Source organism: Anabaena sp. 90 (assembly GCF_000312705.1).
GTDB lineage: Bacteria > Cyanobacteriota > Cyanobacteriia > Cyanobacteriales > Nostocaceae > Dolichospermum > Dolichospermum lemmermannii.
Genome location: NC_019427.1, coordinates 2,203,350 through 2,220,579 on the forward strand (window position 1 = coordinate 2,203,350; position 17,230 = coordinate 2,220,579).

A 17,230-nucleotide genomic window follows, 5' to 3' on the forward strand; every position below is an offset into this window, starting at 1 on the left:
AACCCAAAAACCCATGATCTTCCTAGAACTAGTCTTGCAAAACTTCGGTCCTTATGCTGGAAAACAAATCATCAACCTCAACCCCCAAATTGACGAAGACAACGCCCGTCCAATTATCTTATTAGGAGGAATGAATGGCGGCGGAAAAACCACCCTCATGGATGCCATTCGCCTCGCATTATATGGACAACGCGCCCAATGTTCAACCAGGGGAAATTTGAGTTATAGTGATTTTCTTACCCAATGTGTAAATAGTAAAAGTACCCCTACAGAAAAGACTAGAATTGAATTAGTTTTTGAACATATTGAAGAAGATAGACCAATAAAATATCGCGTTGTCCGAACTTGGGAAAAAAATCCCAAAGACGGAAAAGACCAATTAGGAATATTAGGAGATGATGAAACATGGCCAATTGATTCATTAGTAAATATTTGGGATGAATATATAGAAAATATTTTACCTATAGGTATTTCTAATTTATTTCTCTTTGACGGTGAACAAGTTAAAGAACTTGCAGAACAGGAAATACCCCCGCCCATAGTTGTAGATGCTATTAACGGACTTTTGGGTTTAGAATTAGCTGATAAATTAGCAATTGATTTAGAGATATTAGTAAATCGCAAAAAACGAGAATTTGCAGATACAAAAGATTTAGAAAAATTAGCAGAAATTGAAACCCGACTTCAGGAAAAACAGGCAGAATATGAAAACAATCAGATAAAACTAGCAGATATAAATATTGAAGTTACAGAATTAGAAAAAGTTCATGAAGAGGCTTTAGATAGATTTGTGAATGAAGGTGGTAAAATTGCTGCTGAACGTAGTCAGTTGGAACAACAAAAGGAAGAGAAAATTAAAGTTGCGAATAATGTCCGTGAATCTTTGTGTGAACTAGCTGCTGATGTTTTACCTTTAGCCTTAATTAGTCCTTTATTATCTCAAGTGCAAAGACAGGGAGAAAAAGAACTGAAAACTCAACAAATTCAATTAGCGAAAGATGTCTTAATTGCTAGAGATGAAAGATTATTGAATTGGCTACAACAATTAAATCTAGAAAATAATAAAGTTACTAATATTCAATCTTTTTTAGCTGAAGATATCAATAACTTATATACCAATAACTTATCAACAGAAAATAATTGGTTAAATGGAGATGAAGAAAGTTTAAGTTTACTTGACAATATAACTTATCGTTTACAGGTTTCCCAAAACACCGCCCAAAAGCAATTAGATGAATTAACTAATTATGAAGAAGAAATTCTCACCTTAGAAAGACAAGTACAAACTGCGGCTGCACCCGAAGAATATACAAAACTACAAAAAGCAGTAAAAGAGGCACAAACTGAATTTAATAAAATTAAATCTCAGTCAGACATAATGACTCAAAAACTGATAGAATTAGATACAGAAACCAAAAAATTGAGACAAGAACTAAATGAATATACTGTACAAAATATCAAATATCAAAATAGTGAACATATTATTGATTCTGCATTAAAAGTTCAACAAACATTAAAAGTATTTCGAGAAAGATTGACTTTGAGAAAATTGAATAAATTAGAAGAAGAAGTCAAAAACTGTTTTCTATATTTATTACATAAATCAGACCTAGTACATCGCATAGCTATAGACAGCAAAACCTTCGGCTTATCATTATATGATTTAAACGGAAAACAAGTCCCCAAACATCGGCTTTCCGCCGGTGAAAAACAACTATTAGCGATCGCATTTTTGTGGGGATTAGCCAAAGTATCAGGAAGACGCTTACCTATCGCCATAGACACCCCATTAGGAAGACTAGACTCCTCCCACCGCAACAACCTAGTAGAAAGATACTTTCCCTCAGCCAGCCATCAAGTAATCCTCCTTTCCACTGACACCGAAATCGGCAAAAAAGAATATCAAAACCTGAAAGAAACCGAAGCCATAGCCCGCGAATACCTACTCCAATATAACTCCAACAAAAGAGAAACCACAATCAAAGCCGGTTATTTTTGGTAAACTCCAACTCCTCTTAATTTCTTCCTTTGCGTCTTTGCTCCTTAGCGCCTTTGCGCGAAACTCAATTCATATTTTTTACCAAAATCATGGAATCACCAATAGAAAGAATCAAACTCTCCCAAACAGCCAAAGAACAACTCCTCAAACTCAAACGCAGCACCAAAATAGAACAATGGAACATATTATGTCGGTGGGCGTTTTGTCGTTCCCTAGCAGAAACCGCTGCACCTTCCCCCGTACCTATCCCCCAAGATAGCAACGTCGAAATGACATGGCGGGTTTTTGGGGGAGAAATGTCCGATATTTTACTTTTAGCCCTCAAACAACGCTGCTACAACGACGGATTAGATACAGATAGAGAAACCCTAATTACGCAATTTCGCTTACATTTACATCGAGGTATTGGTTACTTAGCCGGAGATCAGAATATTAAGAAAATTGAAGATCTAATTGAACAGGCCACAAAAAAAGTAAAATCCTGATTTTGCACTTATTGTATGAAAGAAATTCAAGCACTCCGACAGGCCTTCCAAAGCCAGAAAATGGGTGCTTTATTATTACTAGGTTTTGCATCAGGTTTACCACTATTCCTCACGAGTAGAACCCTACAACTATGGATGCAAGATGCCAAAGTTGATATTGCCAAAATCACCTTATTTGGGTTATTAAGTTTACCTTATTCCTTAAAATTTCTCTGGTCGCCGCTATTAGATAGATTTACACCACCATTATTAGGTGGGAGAAGAGGTTGGTTAATTATTACCCAAATTGGGTTAGTATTAGCGATCGCTGCCCTTGCCCTTCAACAACCAGCCCAAAGCGAACAAGTATTACAAATCCTCGCCATCAATTGCCTGATTATTACCTTCCTCAGTGCCACTCAGGACATCGCTGGTGATGCCTACCGGACAGACATTTTAAACCCCCTAGAGGCGCAACCAGGGGCATCTGTGTGGGTATTAGGCTACCGGATCGCCCTATTTATTACCAGTTCCCTCGCCTTAGTGTTAGCAGATTATCTACCTTGGAATGTAGTATATTTGCTCATGGCAGTGATTATGGCGGGAAGTATATTTACTACTTTGTGGTCGCCCGCAGAACACAAACTACAAAATAAAACACAACTAGCCCCCATTTCTGGAAAAGACGTGATTTTTATAGTCATGATCACGTTACTAGTAGCAGGGTTAATAGCTGGCGTTTTTGTCGGCTTCATTCCCCAACCTGTATTTTATTGGTTATTAGCAGGATTATTAGTGGCTTGGATAACGACATCCGTATTATTACCAAACTCCCTCCTAAATGAAGTTAGCGAAGATAGTCCACCTGAAAACTTACAAACAGCTATTTTCCTACCTTTCAAAGAATTTTTTCACCGCTTTGGTATCAAACAAGCGAGTTTAACACTAGGTTTTATATTACTTTATAAACTAGGTGATTCCCTCGTCGGCATCACAGCCAACTTATTTCTGAGAGAAATAGACTTTACCAAAACCGAAATCGGCGCAATTCAAGCTGGGATGGGATTTCTTGCCACCACCGTCGGCGTATTAGCTGGGGGTGTGATCATGACCAAAATTAACTTAAATCGCAGTTTGTGGGTATTTGGGGGGCTGCAATTATTGAGTAACTTAGGTTATTATGCCCTAGCGATAGCTCCGCGCGCCGAAGGCATCGCTGATAAAAAAGATTATTCCCTGTTAGTCATAGCCGTAAACATTGAAAACTTCTCGGCTGGATTAGTCACAGTCGCTACAGTCGCCTTTTTAATGCGTCTCTGTAACCACCGATTCACAACCACCCAGTTTGCGTTATTCTCCAGCCTCATGGCCATTAGTCGAGACGTACTTTCCGCACCCGCAGGAAGTTGGGCAAAAGCCACAGGTTGGCCGACATTTTTCTTACTTTCTCTTGTGGCGGCGCTACCTGGTTTGCTACTATTACCTATTGTTGCCCCTTGGAATCCCAAAGTATTGGCAGCAACTAGACCAGGACTAGAAGAAGAAGATATATGGGAACACAAGTAGTTATTCTGGTCGGTACATTCGTTCTGATAGTCACAGGTCTATTACTGGGCTATGTCCTCTCACAATTAGTTTTACAGAATCTGGCTTTTAATTTCCTCACACTCTTGGGAACTATTAGCTTGATTCTAATTTTTGGGACACTTTATTACGTATTATTTTGGCAACTGCGCCGTGAACCGCTGCAAGTCATCAGTCCCACCATCCCCAACCAACCAGATGAAGAAGTGACCGGCAACTACCTCAAAAATCGCCTCATCGCTAGATTATCTGGGGACGTAGCGGCAGCGGAAAGACTAATTGAACAAGCCAAACAAAACGTTCCGGGAATGCCCGAAAATTGGTACTGTGAAAAAGTCTTAAATGAATTAGACCAGGATCAGCAATCATAGAACCTCGCGGTAAGTGGGAAACTCAGACACTTTAGTGCTGAGAGGAAAACGGCACGAGCGGTTTTAACCGCTGTGGTATTTTCTACTCTAGCTTGTATTCTCTGATCAATCTTTGCGTAGCCGATGACTGAGACACTCCCCAGTTTGCGGCAATTCTTTCTAACTTTGCCTTATCTTCGTCAGACAAATAAATAACAGTTCCTTTTTTTCTAGACATACACTCAATCTGCTATTAATATGATATGATTATATTGTCACAGCATTGGCGGTCGAAACAATGTCTAAACTCAATGTCTAAACTCAAAAAGTCAATGGGAGTACAGGAGATTTTGTTGTCTCCCGATCATGAAACAAAAGCGGTATTAGATTATCTCTGTCAGCAGTCAGGGAAGTTGTACAACAGCGGTATTTATTTCGCTAGACAAACTTTTTTTAAAACTGGAAAGTTGTTAACGGGTAAATTTGATTTAGCTTACGAACCTTCAGTTTCTAAAACTATGGTTGCGAAATCTTTGCCTTCTACACCCGCACAACAAACTTTATTGTCTGTAATTGAGGCATTTAAATCATTTAAAGAATTGCGTTCTTTGTTTCTTAAAGGACAATTACACTTTCAACCCAAAGTACCCGGATATCTAACAAGTTCTAAACTTTTTAAAGTCGCCTATCCTAATAGCGGTGGACAAAAACCAACTCTAGTTAATGGACAACTTAGATTTTCGTTGGGATTAACAGTTAAAAGATGGTTTGGAATTTCTGAATTTTTTCTACCAATGCCGTCAAATTTAAACATAGCAAATGTTAAAGAGTTTACTATCATACCTAAAAATGGTACTTTTTATTTAGAGATGTCTTACGAAGTTGAGAAACAACAGCATGATTTAGACATTAATCAAGCTCTGTCTATTGACTTGGGAACGGCTGATAATTTAGCGGCTTGTGTTGATACATTGGGTAATTCCCTATTGATTGATGCCCGGTCAATGAAAGCCATGAATCAGCTTTGGAACAAGAAAATATCAACAAGAAAAGAGGGGAAATCAGAAGCTTATTGGGATGCTTGGTTAGACCGTGTAACCCGTAAACGTAACCATCAAATGCGTGATGGTATTAATAAAGCAGCGAAACTAATTATTGACCATTGCTTAAAATATGGCATTGGCACATTAGTAATTGGTTGGAACGAAGGCTTTAAATCTAATGCCACCATGGGTAGAATCAATAACCAAAAGTTCGTTCAAATGCCTTTGGGTAAACTCAAAGATAGGTTGAAACAACTTTGTGATTTGCACGGTATTAGATTTCAAGAAACTGAAGAAGCATATACGTCAAAAGCTAGTTTTCTAGATGGAGACTCCCTACCCAAGTATGGCGAAAAGCCAGAAGGGTGGAAAGCATCAGGAAAGCGTCTTAAACGTGGCTTATATCAGTCAAGTAATGGCTCAATAGTTAACGCCGATTTAAACGGCAGTGCGAATATTTTAAAAAAAGTAGCCAGCAATCTAAGCTTAGACTTAGGCTTACTGGGTAGACGGTGTTTGACGACCGTAGCGAGAATCAGGCTTTGGGTGTTACCCAAGTCTATTCTGTCCGCAGAATCTCAGTGGCTTGGCTCCCTGAGAGTGTCAAAGCCATGCTTTGCTAAACCCAAATAATTGCTAGAATCAGTTCAATAACTTCTGCTATTTATTTACAATCAACAACATGGCTATTCTTCGTCAATACATCGCCCCAATGCTGGCAATCTTGATATTTACCTTTGCCTTAGTAGCAGTCAGCGCCCGCATCTTTTTACCCTCCGATATGGCAGCCCCTGCCCCCATTGGGATGATAATCAAGTAATTGGGGAATAGGTCTATTGTGAATTTACTTCCAGGCTATTCTTTTCGCCAAGGTTCTACTCTCGATAAAGCCCTCTTGGTTAAGTTTATGCAAAGGAGTTACCAAGAACAATTCCCTGATCAAGATTTTTCCCACTTGGCACATACAGTTGAGCAATACTTCTGTCGTGATACCCCTGTATGGTGGGTTTATGAAGAGGCAGGGGAGGTAGGGGAGGTAGGGGAGGAAATTATTCACCAATTACCAATTACCAATTACCAATCACCCGTAGCTTGTTTATGGGTGGGGAATGCGATAGATCAGGTTAGTGGCGATCGCCATCCGCACATCTTTCTCCTCTATGTCATCCCAGAATATAGACACAGAGGCATTGGTAAAGGATTGATGGCTTATATAGAAGATTGGGCTACACAAAAAGGTGATCGCCAAATCGGACTACAAGTATTTCAATCAAATACACCCGCATTAAATCTTTATCATCAACTTGGTTATCAAGAACAATCCCTCTGGATGGTAAAATCACTTGAGTTAGGGAACTCTTAACAGGGAACAGGGAACGGGGAATAGGGTTACAGTGAAATAATTATGTACGACGAATACGAACTCAGCCTACTCGATACCGAAGCGGAGCTAGGAAGCCCCTTAGATAAAATAGAACCACTTGCTGATGAATCAGAAGTGGAAAAACCTGATCCCGAATTAATGCTGGTACTTTTAGAAAATCCCCAGCCTCAACAACGGATGTTAGCAGCGCGTGCTTTTTGTGATATTCAAGATGAACGGGCAACACCTTATCTCATCCATCTTCTAACAGATAATTGTCCCCTAGTGCGAGTCAGTGCAGCCTACGGTATTGGCCGCAACCCCGCCAAGGAAGCCGTAGAACCGTTGATTATGCAACTTAACCGCGATTTTAATGGTTATGTTCGTAAAGGTGTAGTTTGGGCTTTGGGTAATTGCCGCGATCGCCGTTCCTTAGCACCCCTCACTAATGCCCTGAGAACCGATATTCCCGCCGTCCGTCTCTGGGCAGCCAGCGCCCTAGCACAGATGACAGAAGTAGGTTATGAAGCCATCGTCGGCGCAATTCCTGCCCTAATTGAAGCCTTAGTTACAGACCCCATCGCCGCTGTGCGAAGTAACTCCGCTTGGACAATTGGCCAGCTTTGTAAAGAACTACCATCTAACGTCGTCTATGCCACAGCTATAGACGCATTAATCCAAGCTTTTGCCGAAGATAAAGACTTAGGAGTGAGAGCAGATACCAAAGCCTCACTTCTAGGCGTAGGAGATCCTCGCGGTTTACAATTAATCGAAACCCTCGAACAAGAAGGATGGTTTTAGGAGGAATCAGGAGTCATTAATAAAAAATCATCAAAATCATCAAAATCCCAAAAATCACAGTACAGACTGATTGCGTCCCTGTTGTTTAGCTCGATAGAGTGCTTGATCAGCTTGTTCAATCAGGTTTGATGGTGATAATTCGGAAGTAGGTATCAAACTGCTAATGCCGATACTAATAGTAACTATATTACTTACTTTCGAGGCTTGATGAGGAATTGCTAAATCTTGAATTGCAGTATGAATTCGTTGAGCGATCACCATCGTCCCATCAATGTCCGTATTGGGTAAAATAACCACAAATTCTTCCCCACCATAGCGAGCCAATAAATCCGCCGGACGGAATATAACCTGTTGTACAGACTGAGCAATTTTAATCAAGCATTCATCCCCTAGTAGATGACCGTAGGCATCATTATAGCGTTTAAAATAATCAACATCAAATAACAATAAAGATAAAAATTCCTGTTCTCGGTATAGTCGCTGCCATTCTTGCTCTAAACGATGATCAAAACAGCGACGATTGGCAATTTGCGTTAACCCATCAATATTGACTAGTTTTTCCAGTTCCTGATTTGCTAATCTGAGGTTATATTCTGCTTCTCGCAAAGCTAATTCTACTTTTTTGCGTTTGCTGATATCTTGGGACGTTCCTAAAGTTTGCTTTAGCCTACCATCCGCAGTTCTAGAAAACACCATATCTCGACTATAAAGCCAACACCATTGCCCTTGAGCATTCTTAACGCGATACTCTACTTCCACGAACTCACGATCTTGCAGACTATCAAGCTGTTGCATGGACTGATAGACCAGATATAGATCATCGGGATGACAAATAATAGGAAACAAGTTAGCTCCCATGGACTGAATCGCTGTGGCAGAATAGCCCAATATTTCGGCAACAGAACGATTTATGTAAACATTACGCTGTTCGATATGGTCGTAAATATACAGTAGGTTTGGCGTTAGTTCTGTAATCTGTTCAATAAAATGCTGACTCGCTCGCAGTTGATCTTCTATTTGTCTGCGCTCAGTCATGTCTTGGGTTGTGCCAAACAGCCGAATCACTTGTCCTTGGGCATTGAGTTCGGCCTTGCCTCTAGCTTCTGTATACTGAAAAGAGCCATCTGCCTTGACAACCCTCAGTTCCAATTGATAGGATTCTCCTGTAGAGAGCGATCGCTCAACTGCCTGGTGTAACTGTTCGGCATCTTGGGGATAGTGAAGCCGGAGAATTTCTTCGTAAGTAGGTTCACCCAGTGTCTGGTCACGTCCTAAAATCTGGAATAGCTGAGTAGACCAAGTAATTTTACCTGTGATCACATCATAGTCCCAGTTACCAATGTGAGCAAGCTGCTGGGCTTCTAACAACATAGCTTCACTTTTGTGCAAGGCGATTTCTGTCTGTTTGCGTAAACGAAGTTCATCGTAGAGATCGCTAACATCTCTGATGACACCAATCAGACAATCCTGTTCACCCAAGTATTGCACCTTAGCTGAGATGAGAACGGTTTTAGTTTGCTGGGATTGAGTACAAATTACCAGTTTAAAATTGACGATACTGCCTTCATTAATTAGTCTCTCTTTGAAGTGGTGTAAATTCTCTATATTCTTCCACAATCCTAATTGCTCACTGGTTTTGCCAAGGATATTTTCTGGTGTATCTCCCCAAAATTGGCAAAAACTTTCATTAACATTCAAAAATTTTCCTTCTGCTAAGGTGGCAATCCAAACAGGGTCAGGAGTAGTATGAAAAATGGTCGAAAATTTAGTTTCTGATTCCTGAAAAGCTTTTTTGACTTGAGTGGACATCTGGTTAAAGGATGTTGCTAAAACCTTGAGTTCTGCAATTGTTATATCTTCAGATAAAGACTCTTGCCATACTCCTTTGGACATAGCTTGACTAGCTCGACTCAAGCGTAAAATTGGTTTAGCTATCCAGTTTGCAGTGAAACTACCCGTTCCCACAGCAATTAGCAGTGATAAACTACAGATAATCAGGGTTCTGTGGGCATTAGCATGAATTTCTGCCATAAATTCCGATTTCGGAATCACCGTCACCACGAGCCAATCTAAGCCGTAATCGTCGCGGTATGGTGTCACTCTCACAAAGAGTTTTTGTGACAAAGACGGGTGAAAAAGTTGGGTTTTGGAGATAGCTTGCAAATTGCCAAACCGCTGGATTAAATCCTGAGTTATGTCACGAATCACAGGTTCACGGCTATGCAGGGCTTGTAATCTTGTCGCTTTGCCATTGACAGTAGGGGCAGAAGATTCACCTTGGGAACTAGCAACAATCAACCCTGATCGCTCGATAATAAAAATATGACCTGATTTTCCATAATCCAGTTTTTTCAGAAATTCACTAATGTGCGAAAGTTCGAGATCAATACCAAGTACACCTAATAATCCTTTCTGCTGGTCATAAACTGGAGTGCTGGCGGAAATGCAGATGCGACCAGGTACATTTGCCCATGTATAAATAGAACTCCAAATCGGTTTACCAGCTTTGGCCGCATCTAAGTACCAGGCAGCATTATTATATTGCGGGTTTTTGAGAGTAGCTACTAACTTGAGGCGATTTCCTTGGTTATCTACTGAGTAGCTGAGGCTTTTGCTTTGGTCCGATATGGGAATTTCTCCAATGTCGAATTTATTACCCAGCCCATAACCAGCACCGATAAATCCTCCCTCTTTAGTGCCAAAGTTAACATAGGCAAAATTGAAAGATCGCACCTGACGATAAAAATATTTTCCCAGGGCGTTAAAATCATTTAAATCTAAGACTCCTGACTCGAAAGCATCTATATTAGTGCGGTTGATTTCCTGGGCTTTGCCTAAATAACTATTTAAATGTTGTTCAATGCGATTATCTACCTCGGTAATTAATTGATCTGCTAGACTTTCCACAGCCTCCTGTCCACTACGGTAGGAAAAATAACCCACCAGTGTTACTACCACCACGGTTTGCAAAACAAATGGCACTATCAACAAGGTTTTTAGCGGGACTTTGATGAATATTTTAGCGAACCAATTAAGAGAGGGAGAATTCATAAAACCTCGCGGTAAGTGGGAAACGAGCCGCCCAAACCCTCTTCACTCTTGCCTCTTGCCTCTTGCCTAGTGCCATAACGACGATTTTCAATGCTAACCTACTTAAATCTATTCTAACCATTAGGATAAATAAATAAAGATTTATTGGTCAATAAGAGCTTCTGGAATTCTAATGCAGGTAATGGTGGACTACAGATAAAGCCTTGAATAGCATCACAGTTATTTTCTCGTAAAAATGCTAGTTCTGCTTCAGTTTCTACCCCTTCAGCAATAATTTTTAGCTGCAAATCATGTCCTAGTTGAATCAAGTTTTTTGTAATTGCTGCTTTGCGGTAATCATCATTAATATTTTGGATAAAATCACGATCAATTTTGAGTGTATCCATTGGTAATTGCTTGAGAGTAAGCAATGAATTATTACTAACACCAAAATCATCCAGGGCAATCTTTACCCCTAAAGAGCGTAGTTTATTCATAGCTACTCTTGCCATATCCACATCTTCCATAATCATTCTTTCTGTTAGTTCAAGCTCTAAACAATTTGATTGAATATTATGGCTAGATATCAAATTGATAATTTGGGGAATTAAATCTGGTTGATTAAATTCAATTGATGCAAGATTAACCGCTATGGTTAAGTTATAAATGCCAATATCTTGCCAAGTTTGCATTTGCTGACAAACTCTATTTAACACCCATTTACCAATATCAATAATTAATCCATTGGTCTCTGCTAAAGGAATAAATTCCTGTGGTGATACTCTTCCTAGTTCCGTATTTGTCCAACGTAATAGACTTTCTGCGGCGGTAATTTTGCCAGTATTAATATCGGTAATTGGTTGATAATGAAGCTCAAAATCTGCAAAATTTTTCTCTCTTATTGCTATTTTTAAATTATTTAAAACCAACTGCATTCTTGGTGTTAATTTATTAATATTAGCCAATAAATTCTTCTTTAAATTTGCATAATTTTTCAACTTATTTAGGATAGCACTCAATAATTCAGCCCTGGTAAATGGCTTAGTCAGGTAATCATCTGCTCCCATATTCATCCCTTGACGGAAATCAGATTTAGCCGAGTTAGCAGTTAAAAAAATGAAAGGAATAGTTGATATTGATGGCTCTTGCCGCAATGCTGTTAATACGCCATAACCGTCTAATTCTGGCATCATCATATCACAGAGAATTAAATCTGGATATTCTGACATAGCCATATTTAAGCCTATTCTCCCATTAGCAGCAGCAACAACTTCAAAATTCTCAGATTCTAGCAAATCTAATAGATGTTCCCGCACTGATTTTTCATCTTCAATAACTAAAATTTTTGTCTTTCTATTCATTAGTCAGTTGCCAGTTGTCAGTTGTTATACTCAAAACGGTTGGGACATGGACTTTTGTAAAATCACGAAAAACCTAGATTTGTAGGGGTTTAGCATTGCTAAACCCCTACCCGCTTAAATCAAATAATTAAGCCGTGTTGAGTATGGTTGTCGAATAGGAAAGACTTTGGTAAATCATCAATCCTATTGAAGACAAGTATTGATTAATTCCTCAACTCCCGCCACAGGGAAAATACTGACATTTAATTGTTGGGATACTTCTGCAACCGTCATATCATCTAAAAATACCAGTTCCCCATGTTTAAGCATGACACTAGGTAATAAAATTCCCTCTCCTAAATCTTGTCCTTGAAGATTTAACAGTAAATCATGTCCCGTTAATAACCCAGTAACACTGATACTCTGTCCCCAATAATCGCTACATAAAGCCCGCATATTCACTTCTAACCCTTCTACAGTATTTAATTGTTGTACCAGGGGTTGAAATGCTATTTCCACTGCATTACCGACAACCCAAGTCAATCTGCGTTGGTTGGTAATTTTCGGTGGTAATAACTCAGTTGCAGTTTGGGTAAATTGTTTAATAAATAAGCGAATTGAACCCACACCATTATCAATTTGGGGATACTCTTCATATTCAGCTTCGCTAGGTAATTCTTCCCCGGCAATTAAAAACCATTCATCAGCTAACCACACTACACTAGAATTATATTTTTTGCGAAATTTCTGAGAGAGTAATTTAACTTGAGAAATTACCTCTTGTGCTTTTTCCTTAGTTACAGGTATGAGTTCATCTTCCTGGGGACGAAATCGCGTTAAACCCACGGGAACAACTGCTATTGATGCTACTGTTGGTAATTCTCCAGGATGAAAAGATGTTAGATCTTGTAATGTCTTTTCTAAATGTTCACCATCATTTATCCCTGGACAGACAACAACTTGAGCATGAATTTGTAATCTTCGTTCTTGAAACCAGCGAATTTGTGATAATATTTCTCCACCCCGATTATTTTTTAAAAGTCTAATTCTTATATCTGGTTCTGTAGAATGCACGGAAACATACAGAGGTGATAATCGCATTTGTTCAATTCTTTGCCATTCTTTCGCGGTTAAATTCGTTAAAGTTAGATAAGAACCATATAAAAAGCTTAATCGGTAATCATCATCTTTTAAATATAAACTAGTCCGTTTTCCCGGTGGTTGTTGATCAATAAAGCAAAAGGGACAACGGTTATTACACTGAATTAAACCATCAAATAAAGCTGTTGAAAATTCCAGTCCTAAATCATCATCATAATCTTTTTCAATTTCGACATGATGGGTTTTCCCTGTCGCATCTAAAACTTCTAGTTCCAGAATTTCATCAGCGCACAAAAATTGATAATCAATTAAATCACGAGGTTGTGTGCCATTAATGGCCACAATCGCATCACCGGCTGTAAAGCCAATTTCCTCCGCAATTGAGTCAGCAAGCACCTTGGTAATTTTAGCAGGTTGAATGGTAGTCATGAGTTAGTTGTCAGTTGTCAGTTGTCAGTTGTTAGTAGGGGCGAAGCATTCATTTGGAAGATAAATTATCGATCTGTCAGTTGTCAGTTGTTAGTTGTCAGTAGGGGCGAAGCATTTGGAAGATAAATTATCGGTCATTGCCAAAAATAGTTCTCCAAATGCTTCGCCCGTACAGTTGTTAGGGGATAAAAATTTTAGATAGAAGTTAATTTAACATGATCCAAAATCTAAAATTTAATATCCAATCCCCAATCCCCACCTAGTGTAAATATTCTATCAGAGTTATCCTGGCCAACCAGCAGCGATCGCTAATAAAATGGAAATACCAAAAGCCAACCTATACCAAACAAAAACCAATGTGTTTTTAGTTTGCAAGTATTTGATTAAAAAAGCAATTGATAAATAGGAAAAAATAAAAGTAGAAATGATGCCAACAATTAACAGAATCACAATATTATCTGGTAATTCACCTGATTCAAACATTTTGAAGATTTTCAGACTTTTATATAAAGTCGCAATTGTCAAAGTGGGAAATCCTAACAAAAATGAAAATTTCGCGGCTGCTTCTCTTTCTAATCCTAGAAATAAGCCAGTAGTTAAAGTGGAACCTGAACGAGAAACGCCCGGAACTAAAGCTAAAGTTTGTCCCAATCCTACTAAAATACCATCTCGAATTTCCAAAGTAGCAAAACCCCGTTTACGACTCCCAATTTTTTCCGCTAACCCTAGCAAAATCGCCATAATAATTGACATGATCGCAATAATTAAGGAACTTTCTGGGATCACATCTTTTAACAAAAACCCAATAGTTAAAGCGGGAATTGTCCCCACCGCAATCCCGACAACAATTTTCCATTCTTCGCTTTCCCAGTCTTTAGTTTTAAAAGCTGTAATTGCACCTTTCACTAAACTAGAAATAACAGCCCAAAAATACCACAAAATTGCAATTACGCTTCCAAATTGAATAGCATCAACAAAATCTTTAGAACCCAGTTCTTTCCAACCAAATACCTTCGTCACAATGATTAAATGTGCTGTACTACTAATTGGTAAAAACTCTGTAATCCCTTGCACAATCCCTAAAATAAATGCCTGGATTACTCCTTGAACTAAATCAACTTGACTAGTGGCTGCTTGGGTAGGCATTCCTACCTGTAACAATTGCAGTAATAGTAAGTTTGTACTATTTACTTCTAAGATTGTTGTCATTAACAAGACTCCCAAGATCAATAGGTAATTCTAGCAAACTATCCAACTTTACCTGGTTGTTGTCAGTCTTTTTAGCAAAAATATTATAGGAATGTGGGTTACAAAGTGATTATTGGTTTCTGCCTGAACGTCCTTAAATATATTTAGTTATGTTGTTTTCCGCCTAAATATACTATGCTGCGTTTATTGACAAAAAATATCAAAGCATTAATTTATAATTTTTGAAGATATCCCGAAAAGACAAGATATTGTTACAATATTTAACAACGTTGATCTAACTGGTGGCTTCTTCATGATGGTTAAGACACTTCCCTCTAGTTCTCGAACAAGTCAGGAGGACAGTCGCGGAGGCGAATTGTCCGTAATTGAGGTAGTAGCAGAACAAAATCCACAGACTGTAGCAATCAAATCGGCTGAAGCTTCTCCACAGCCCAGACATCGGGTGCGGGTGGGATCTGAACCGGAGTCGATGCTGTATGATCCTGTGGAAATACAAGCACAGTATAGTGGGCGATTCCTGCAAGTTATCGGGCGGATTTTGACGGTTTTAAAACCAATTCTGTCCTTTGTCTTTGGGTTATGGTGGGATAAGCAATGGGGAATTTTGGTTAAAAATGAACGTCGTCGCGCTGTTCAGCTCAGAGATTTATTAACAAAGTTGGGTCCAGCTTACATTAAAATTGGTCAGGCTTTATCCACTAGACCAGATTTAGTCCCACCAATTTACCTGGAAGAATTAACTAGACTCCAAGATCAATTACCAGCTTTTCCTAATGAAATAGCTTACCAGTTTATTGAGGAAGAATTGGGAGCAACACCATTAGAGATTTATGCAGAATTGTCTTCACAACCGATTGCGGCGGCTTCTTTAGGACAGGTATATCAGGGAAGATTGAAAACTGGCGAAGAAGTAGCGATTAAGGTACAACGCCCAGATTTACGAGAAAAAATTACTATAGATTTGTATATTTTGCGGAATTTGGCTGGTTGGATACAGCACAATTTCCAGCGAGTCCGCAGTGATTTAGTGGGGATTTTAGATGAATTAGGCGATCGCATTTTTGAAGAAATGGACTATATTCATGAAGGCGAAAATGCGGAACGCTTTTTTGAATTATATGGTCACATGAAGGATATTTATGTCCCCAAAATTTACTGGGAATACACCAACCGTCGCGTTTTAACGATGGAATGGATTAACGGCATTAAATTAACTCAACCCGAAAAAATTGCCGCTTTAGGAATCAATGCGCGGTATTTAATTGAAGTTGGTGTCCAGTGTTCTTTACGTCAATTATTAGAACATGGATTTTTTCATGCTGACCCTCACCCAGGTAACTTGTTAGCGACAATGGATGGTAAATTAGCTTATCTCGATTTTGGCATGATGAGCGAAGTTAAACCAGCCCAACGTTATGGTTTAATTGAGGCAATTGTCCACGTTGTCAATCGAGAATTTGATAGTTTAGCAAAAGACTATGTAAAGTTAGAATTCCTCAGTCCAGAAACAGACCTTACCCCCATCGTTCCCGCTTTTGCAAAGGTATTTGCTAATGCCGAAGGTGCAAGTGTCGCGGATTTGAATATTAAAAGCATCACCGATGATTTATCAGCTTTAATGTATGAATATCCTTTCCGCGTCCCTCCCTATTACGCTTTAATTATTCGTTCTCTTGTGACTTTGGAAGGGATTGCAATTTATATAGATCCCGATTTTAAAGTTCTCAGTGAAGCCTATCCTTATGTTGCTAAACGGCTTTTAACAGATCCGGCAAATGAGTTAAGAACATCATTACAAGAATTACTGTTTAAAGATGGTAAATTTCGCTGGAATCGGTTGGAAAATTTGTTAAAAAATGCCCGCAGTAACCAAGAATATGATCTTAATTTGGTTGTTAATCAAGGAGTAGAATTTCTCTCTTCTGACCGAGGTTCATTTATTCGTGACAGATTAGTTGATGAATTTTTCAACGGTGTAGATGCTGTTAGTAAAAATGCCTTGCATAACTTGACTTATGTACTGCGAGAAAGGGTAGGAATCACCGCAATCAATCAAATTCCTTCAGCAAGTGTTGAACAACAACAAACTTTAGAATATATTAAACGCATTGCTGGGATTTTGCGAGAAACTAAAGGCTTTGATGCGACAAAGTTAGCCCCCCAATTAGCCCAAATCATTGTTAATCCAGGAGTTCAACTTTTAGGTCAACAAATTGCCACTCGTGTTACTCAAAAAGCTGTAACTCGGATAATTCGAGAATTATTAGCATAATGTCTAAACTGTGATTTTTCTGATTTAGATGATTGGGATGATTGAAATAATTAATTAATCACAAAAATCAAATTAATCAAAAAAATCATAGTTTAGATGATTGGGATGATTGAAATAATTAATTAATCACAAAAATCAAATTAATCACACAAATCATAGTTTAGATGATTGGGATGATTGAAATAATTAATTAATCACAAAAATCAGATTAATCAAAAAAATCATAGTTTAGATGATTGGGATGA

The 17,230-nt window shown here is 38.7% G+C and carries 13 protein-coding genes; 9 read left to right on the forward strand and 4 right to left on the reverse strand.

Translation table 11 applies throughout. The features are described 5' to 3' along the window. Window positions 1-13 precede the first annotated feature (13 nt). From dndD to ANA_RS09740, 8 genes are all read left to right on the forward strand, one after another. Entirely contained in the window at window positions 14-2,002 is a 1,989-nt protein-coding gene (gene dndD, locus ANA_RS09710) for a DNA sulfur modification protein DndD (RefSeq protein WP_041458349.1), read from the forward strand. Window positions 2,003-2,088: 86 nt separating this feature from the next. Next, window positions 2,089-2,484, forward strand: coding sequence for a DNA sulfur modification protein DndE (gene dndE, locus ANA_RS09715; RefSeq protein WP_015079899.1), 396 nt, complete (start codon window positions 2,089-2,091; stop codon window positions 2,482-2,484). A gap of 15 nt (window positions 2,485-2,499) precedes the next feature. Next, entirely contained in the window at window positions 2,500-4,029 is a 1,530-nt protein-coding gene (locus ANA_RS09720) for an AmpG family muropeptide MFS transporter (RefSeq protein WP_015079900.1), read from the forward strand. Next, window positions 4,014-4,418 (forward strand): hypothetical protein, encoded by a 405-nt coding sequence (locus tag ANA_RS09725; RefSeq protein WP_015079901.1) that lies wholly within the window; start codon window positions 4,014-4,016, stop codon window positions 4,416-4,418. The genes ANA_RS09720 and ANA_RS09725 overlap by 16 nt, the downstream gene beginning before the upstream one ends. 311 nt (window positions 4,419-4,729) lie before the next feature. Continuing rightward, window positions 4,730-6,073, forward strand: coding sequence for an RNA-guided endonuclease InsQ/TnpB family protein (locus tag ANA_RS09730; RefSeq protein ID WP_015079902.1), 1,344 nt, complete (start codon window positions 4,730-4,732; stop codon window positions 6,071-6,073). A 49-nt stretch (window positions 6,074-6,122) separates the two neighbouring features. Beyond that, entirely contained in the window at window positions 6,123-6,260 is a 138-nt protein-coding gene (locus ANA_RS27045) for a hypothetical protein (RefSeq protein ID WP_168204386.1), read from the forward strand. Window positions 6,261-6,278: 18 nt separating this feature from the next. Continuing rightward, window positions 6,279-6,803 carry a GNAT family N-acetyltransferase gene (locus ANA_RS09735; protein WP_015079903.1) on the forward strand — a complete coding sequence of 175 codons (525 nt, stop codon included), beginning with the start codon at window positions 6,279-6,281 and terminating at the stop codon, window positions 6,801-6,803. Between the two features lie 42 nt (window positions 6,804-6,845). Further along, window positions 6,846-7,604 (forward strand): HEAT repeat domain-containing protein, encoded by a 759-nt coding sequence (locus tag ANA_RS09740; protein WP_015079904.1) that lies wholly within the window; start codon window positions 6,846-6,848, stop codon window positions 7,602-7,604. A gap of 54 nt (window positions 7,605-7,658) precedes the next feature. Here ANA_RS09740 and ANA_RS23515 read toward each other — a convergent pair whose 3' ends face one another. The 4 genes from ANA_RS23515 to ANA_RS09760 all read right to left on the reverse strand — a co-directional run bounded on the left by ANA_RS23515 (window position 7,659) and on the right by ANA_RS09760 (window position 14,713). Then, a complete protein-coding gene (locus tag ANA_RS23515) occupies window positions 7,659-10,655 on the reverse strand; it encodes a diguanylate cyclase domain-containing protein (RefSeq protein WP_015079905.1) in 2,997 nt (998 codons plus the stop codon). A gap of 113 nt (window positions 10,656-10,768) precedes the next feature. Beyond that, a complete protein-coding gene (locus ANA_RS09750; protein ID WP_015079906.1) occupies window positions 10,769-11,995 on the reverse strand; it encodes an EAL domain-containing response regulator in 1,227 nt (408 codons plus the stop codon). 183 nt (window positions 11,996-12,178) lie between these two features. Further along, window positions 12,179-13,504, reverse strand: coding sequence for a TIGR03279 family radical SAM protein (locus ANA_RS09755; RefSeq protein WP_015079907.1), 1,326 nt, complete (start codon window positions 13,502-13,504; stop codon window positions 12,179-12,181). 282 nt (window positions 13,505-13,786) lie between these two features. Then, window positions 13,787-14,713 (reverse strand): undecaprenyl-diphosphate phosphatase, encoded by a 927-nt coding sequence (locus ANA_RS09760; protein WP_015079908.1) that lies wholly within the window; start codon window positions 14,711-14,713, stop codon window positions 13,787-13,789. 292 nt (window positions 14,714-15,005) lie between these two features. Between ANA_RS09760 and ANA_RS09765 the strand changes: the two genes are divergently transcribed. Next, entirely contained in the window at window positions 15,006-16,985 is a 1,980-nt protein-coding gene (locus ANA_RS09765; RefSeq protein WP_015079909.1) for an ABC1 kinase family protein, read from the forward strand. Window positions 16,986-17,230 lie beyond the last annotated feature (245 nt).

Bases quoted from the DNA above. Each gene is read 5' to 3' on its own strand.
- ANA_RS09765 (WP_015079909.1), top strand. From the start codon at position 15,006: ATGATGGTTAAGACACTTCCCTCTAGTTCTCGAACAAGTCAGGAGGAC.
- ANA_RS09750 (WP_015079906.1), bottom strand. From the start codon at position 11,995: ATGAATAGAAAGACAAAAATTTTAGTTATTGAAGATGAAAAATCAGTG.
- ANA_RS09730 (WP_015079902.1), top strand. From the start codon at position 4,730: ATGGGAGTACAGGAGATTTTGTTGTCTCCCGATCATGAAACAAAAGCG.
- dndE (WP_015079899.1), top strand. From the start codon at position 2,089: ATGGAATCACCAATAGAAAGAATCAAACTCTCCCAAACAGCCAAAGAA.
- ANA_RS09740 (WP_015079904.1), top strand. From the start codon at position 6,846: ATGTACGACGAATACGAACTCAGCCTACTCGATACCGAAGCGGAGCTA.
- ANA_RS09720 (WP_015079900.1), top strand. From the start codon at position 2,500: ATGAAAGAAATTCAAGCACTCCGACAGGCCTTCCAAAGCCAGAAAATG.
- ANA_RS27045 (WP_168204386.1), top strand. From the start codon at position 6,123: ATGGCTATTCTTCGTCAATACATCGCCCCAATGCTGGCAATCTTGATA.
- ANA_RS09760 (WP_015079908.1), bottom strand. From the start codon at position 14,713: ATGACAACAATCTTAGAAGTAAATAGTACAAACTTACTATTACTGCAA.
- ANA_RS23515 (WP_015079905.1), bottom strand. From the start codon at position 10,655: ATGAATTCTCCCTCTCTTAATTGGTTCGCTAAAATATTCATCAAAGTC.
- ANA_RS09755 (WP_015079907.1), bottom strand. From the start codon at position 13,504: ATGACTACCATTCAACCTGCTAAAATTACCAAGGTGCTTGCTGACTCA.
- dndD (WP_041458349.1), top strand. From the start codon at position 14: ATGATCTTCCTAGAACTAGTCTTGCAAAACTTCGGTCCTTATGCTGGA.
- ANA_RS09725 (WP_015079901.1), top strand. From the start codon at position 4,014: ATGGGAACACAAGTAGTTATTCTGGTCGGTACATTCGTTCTGATAGTC.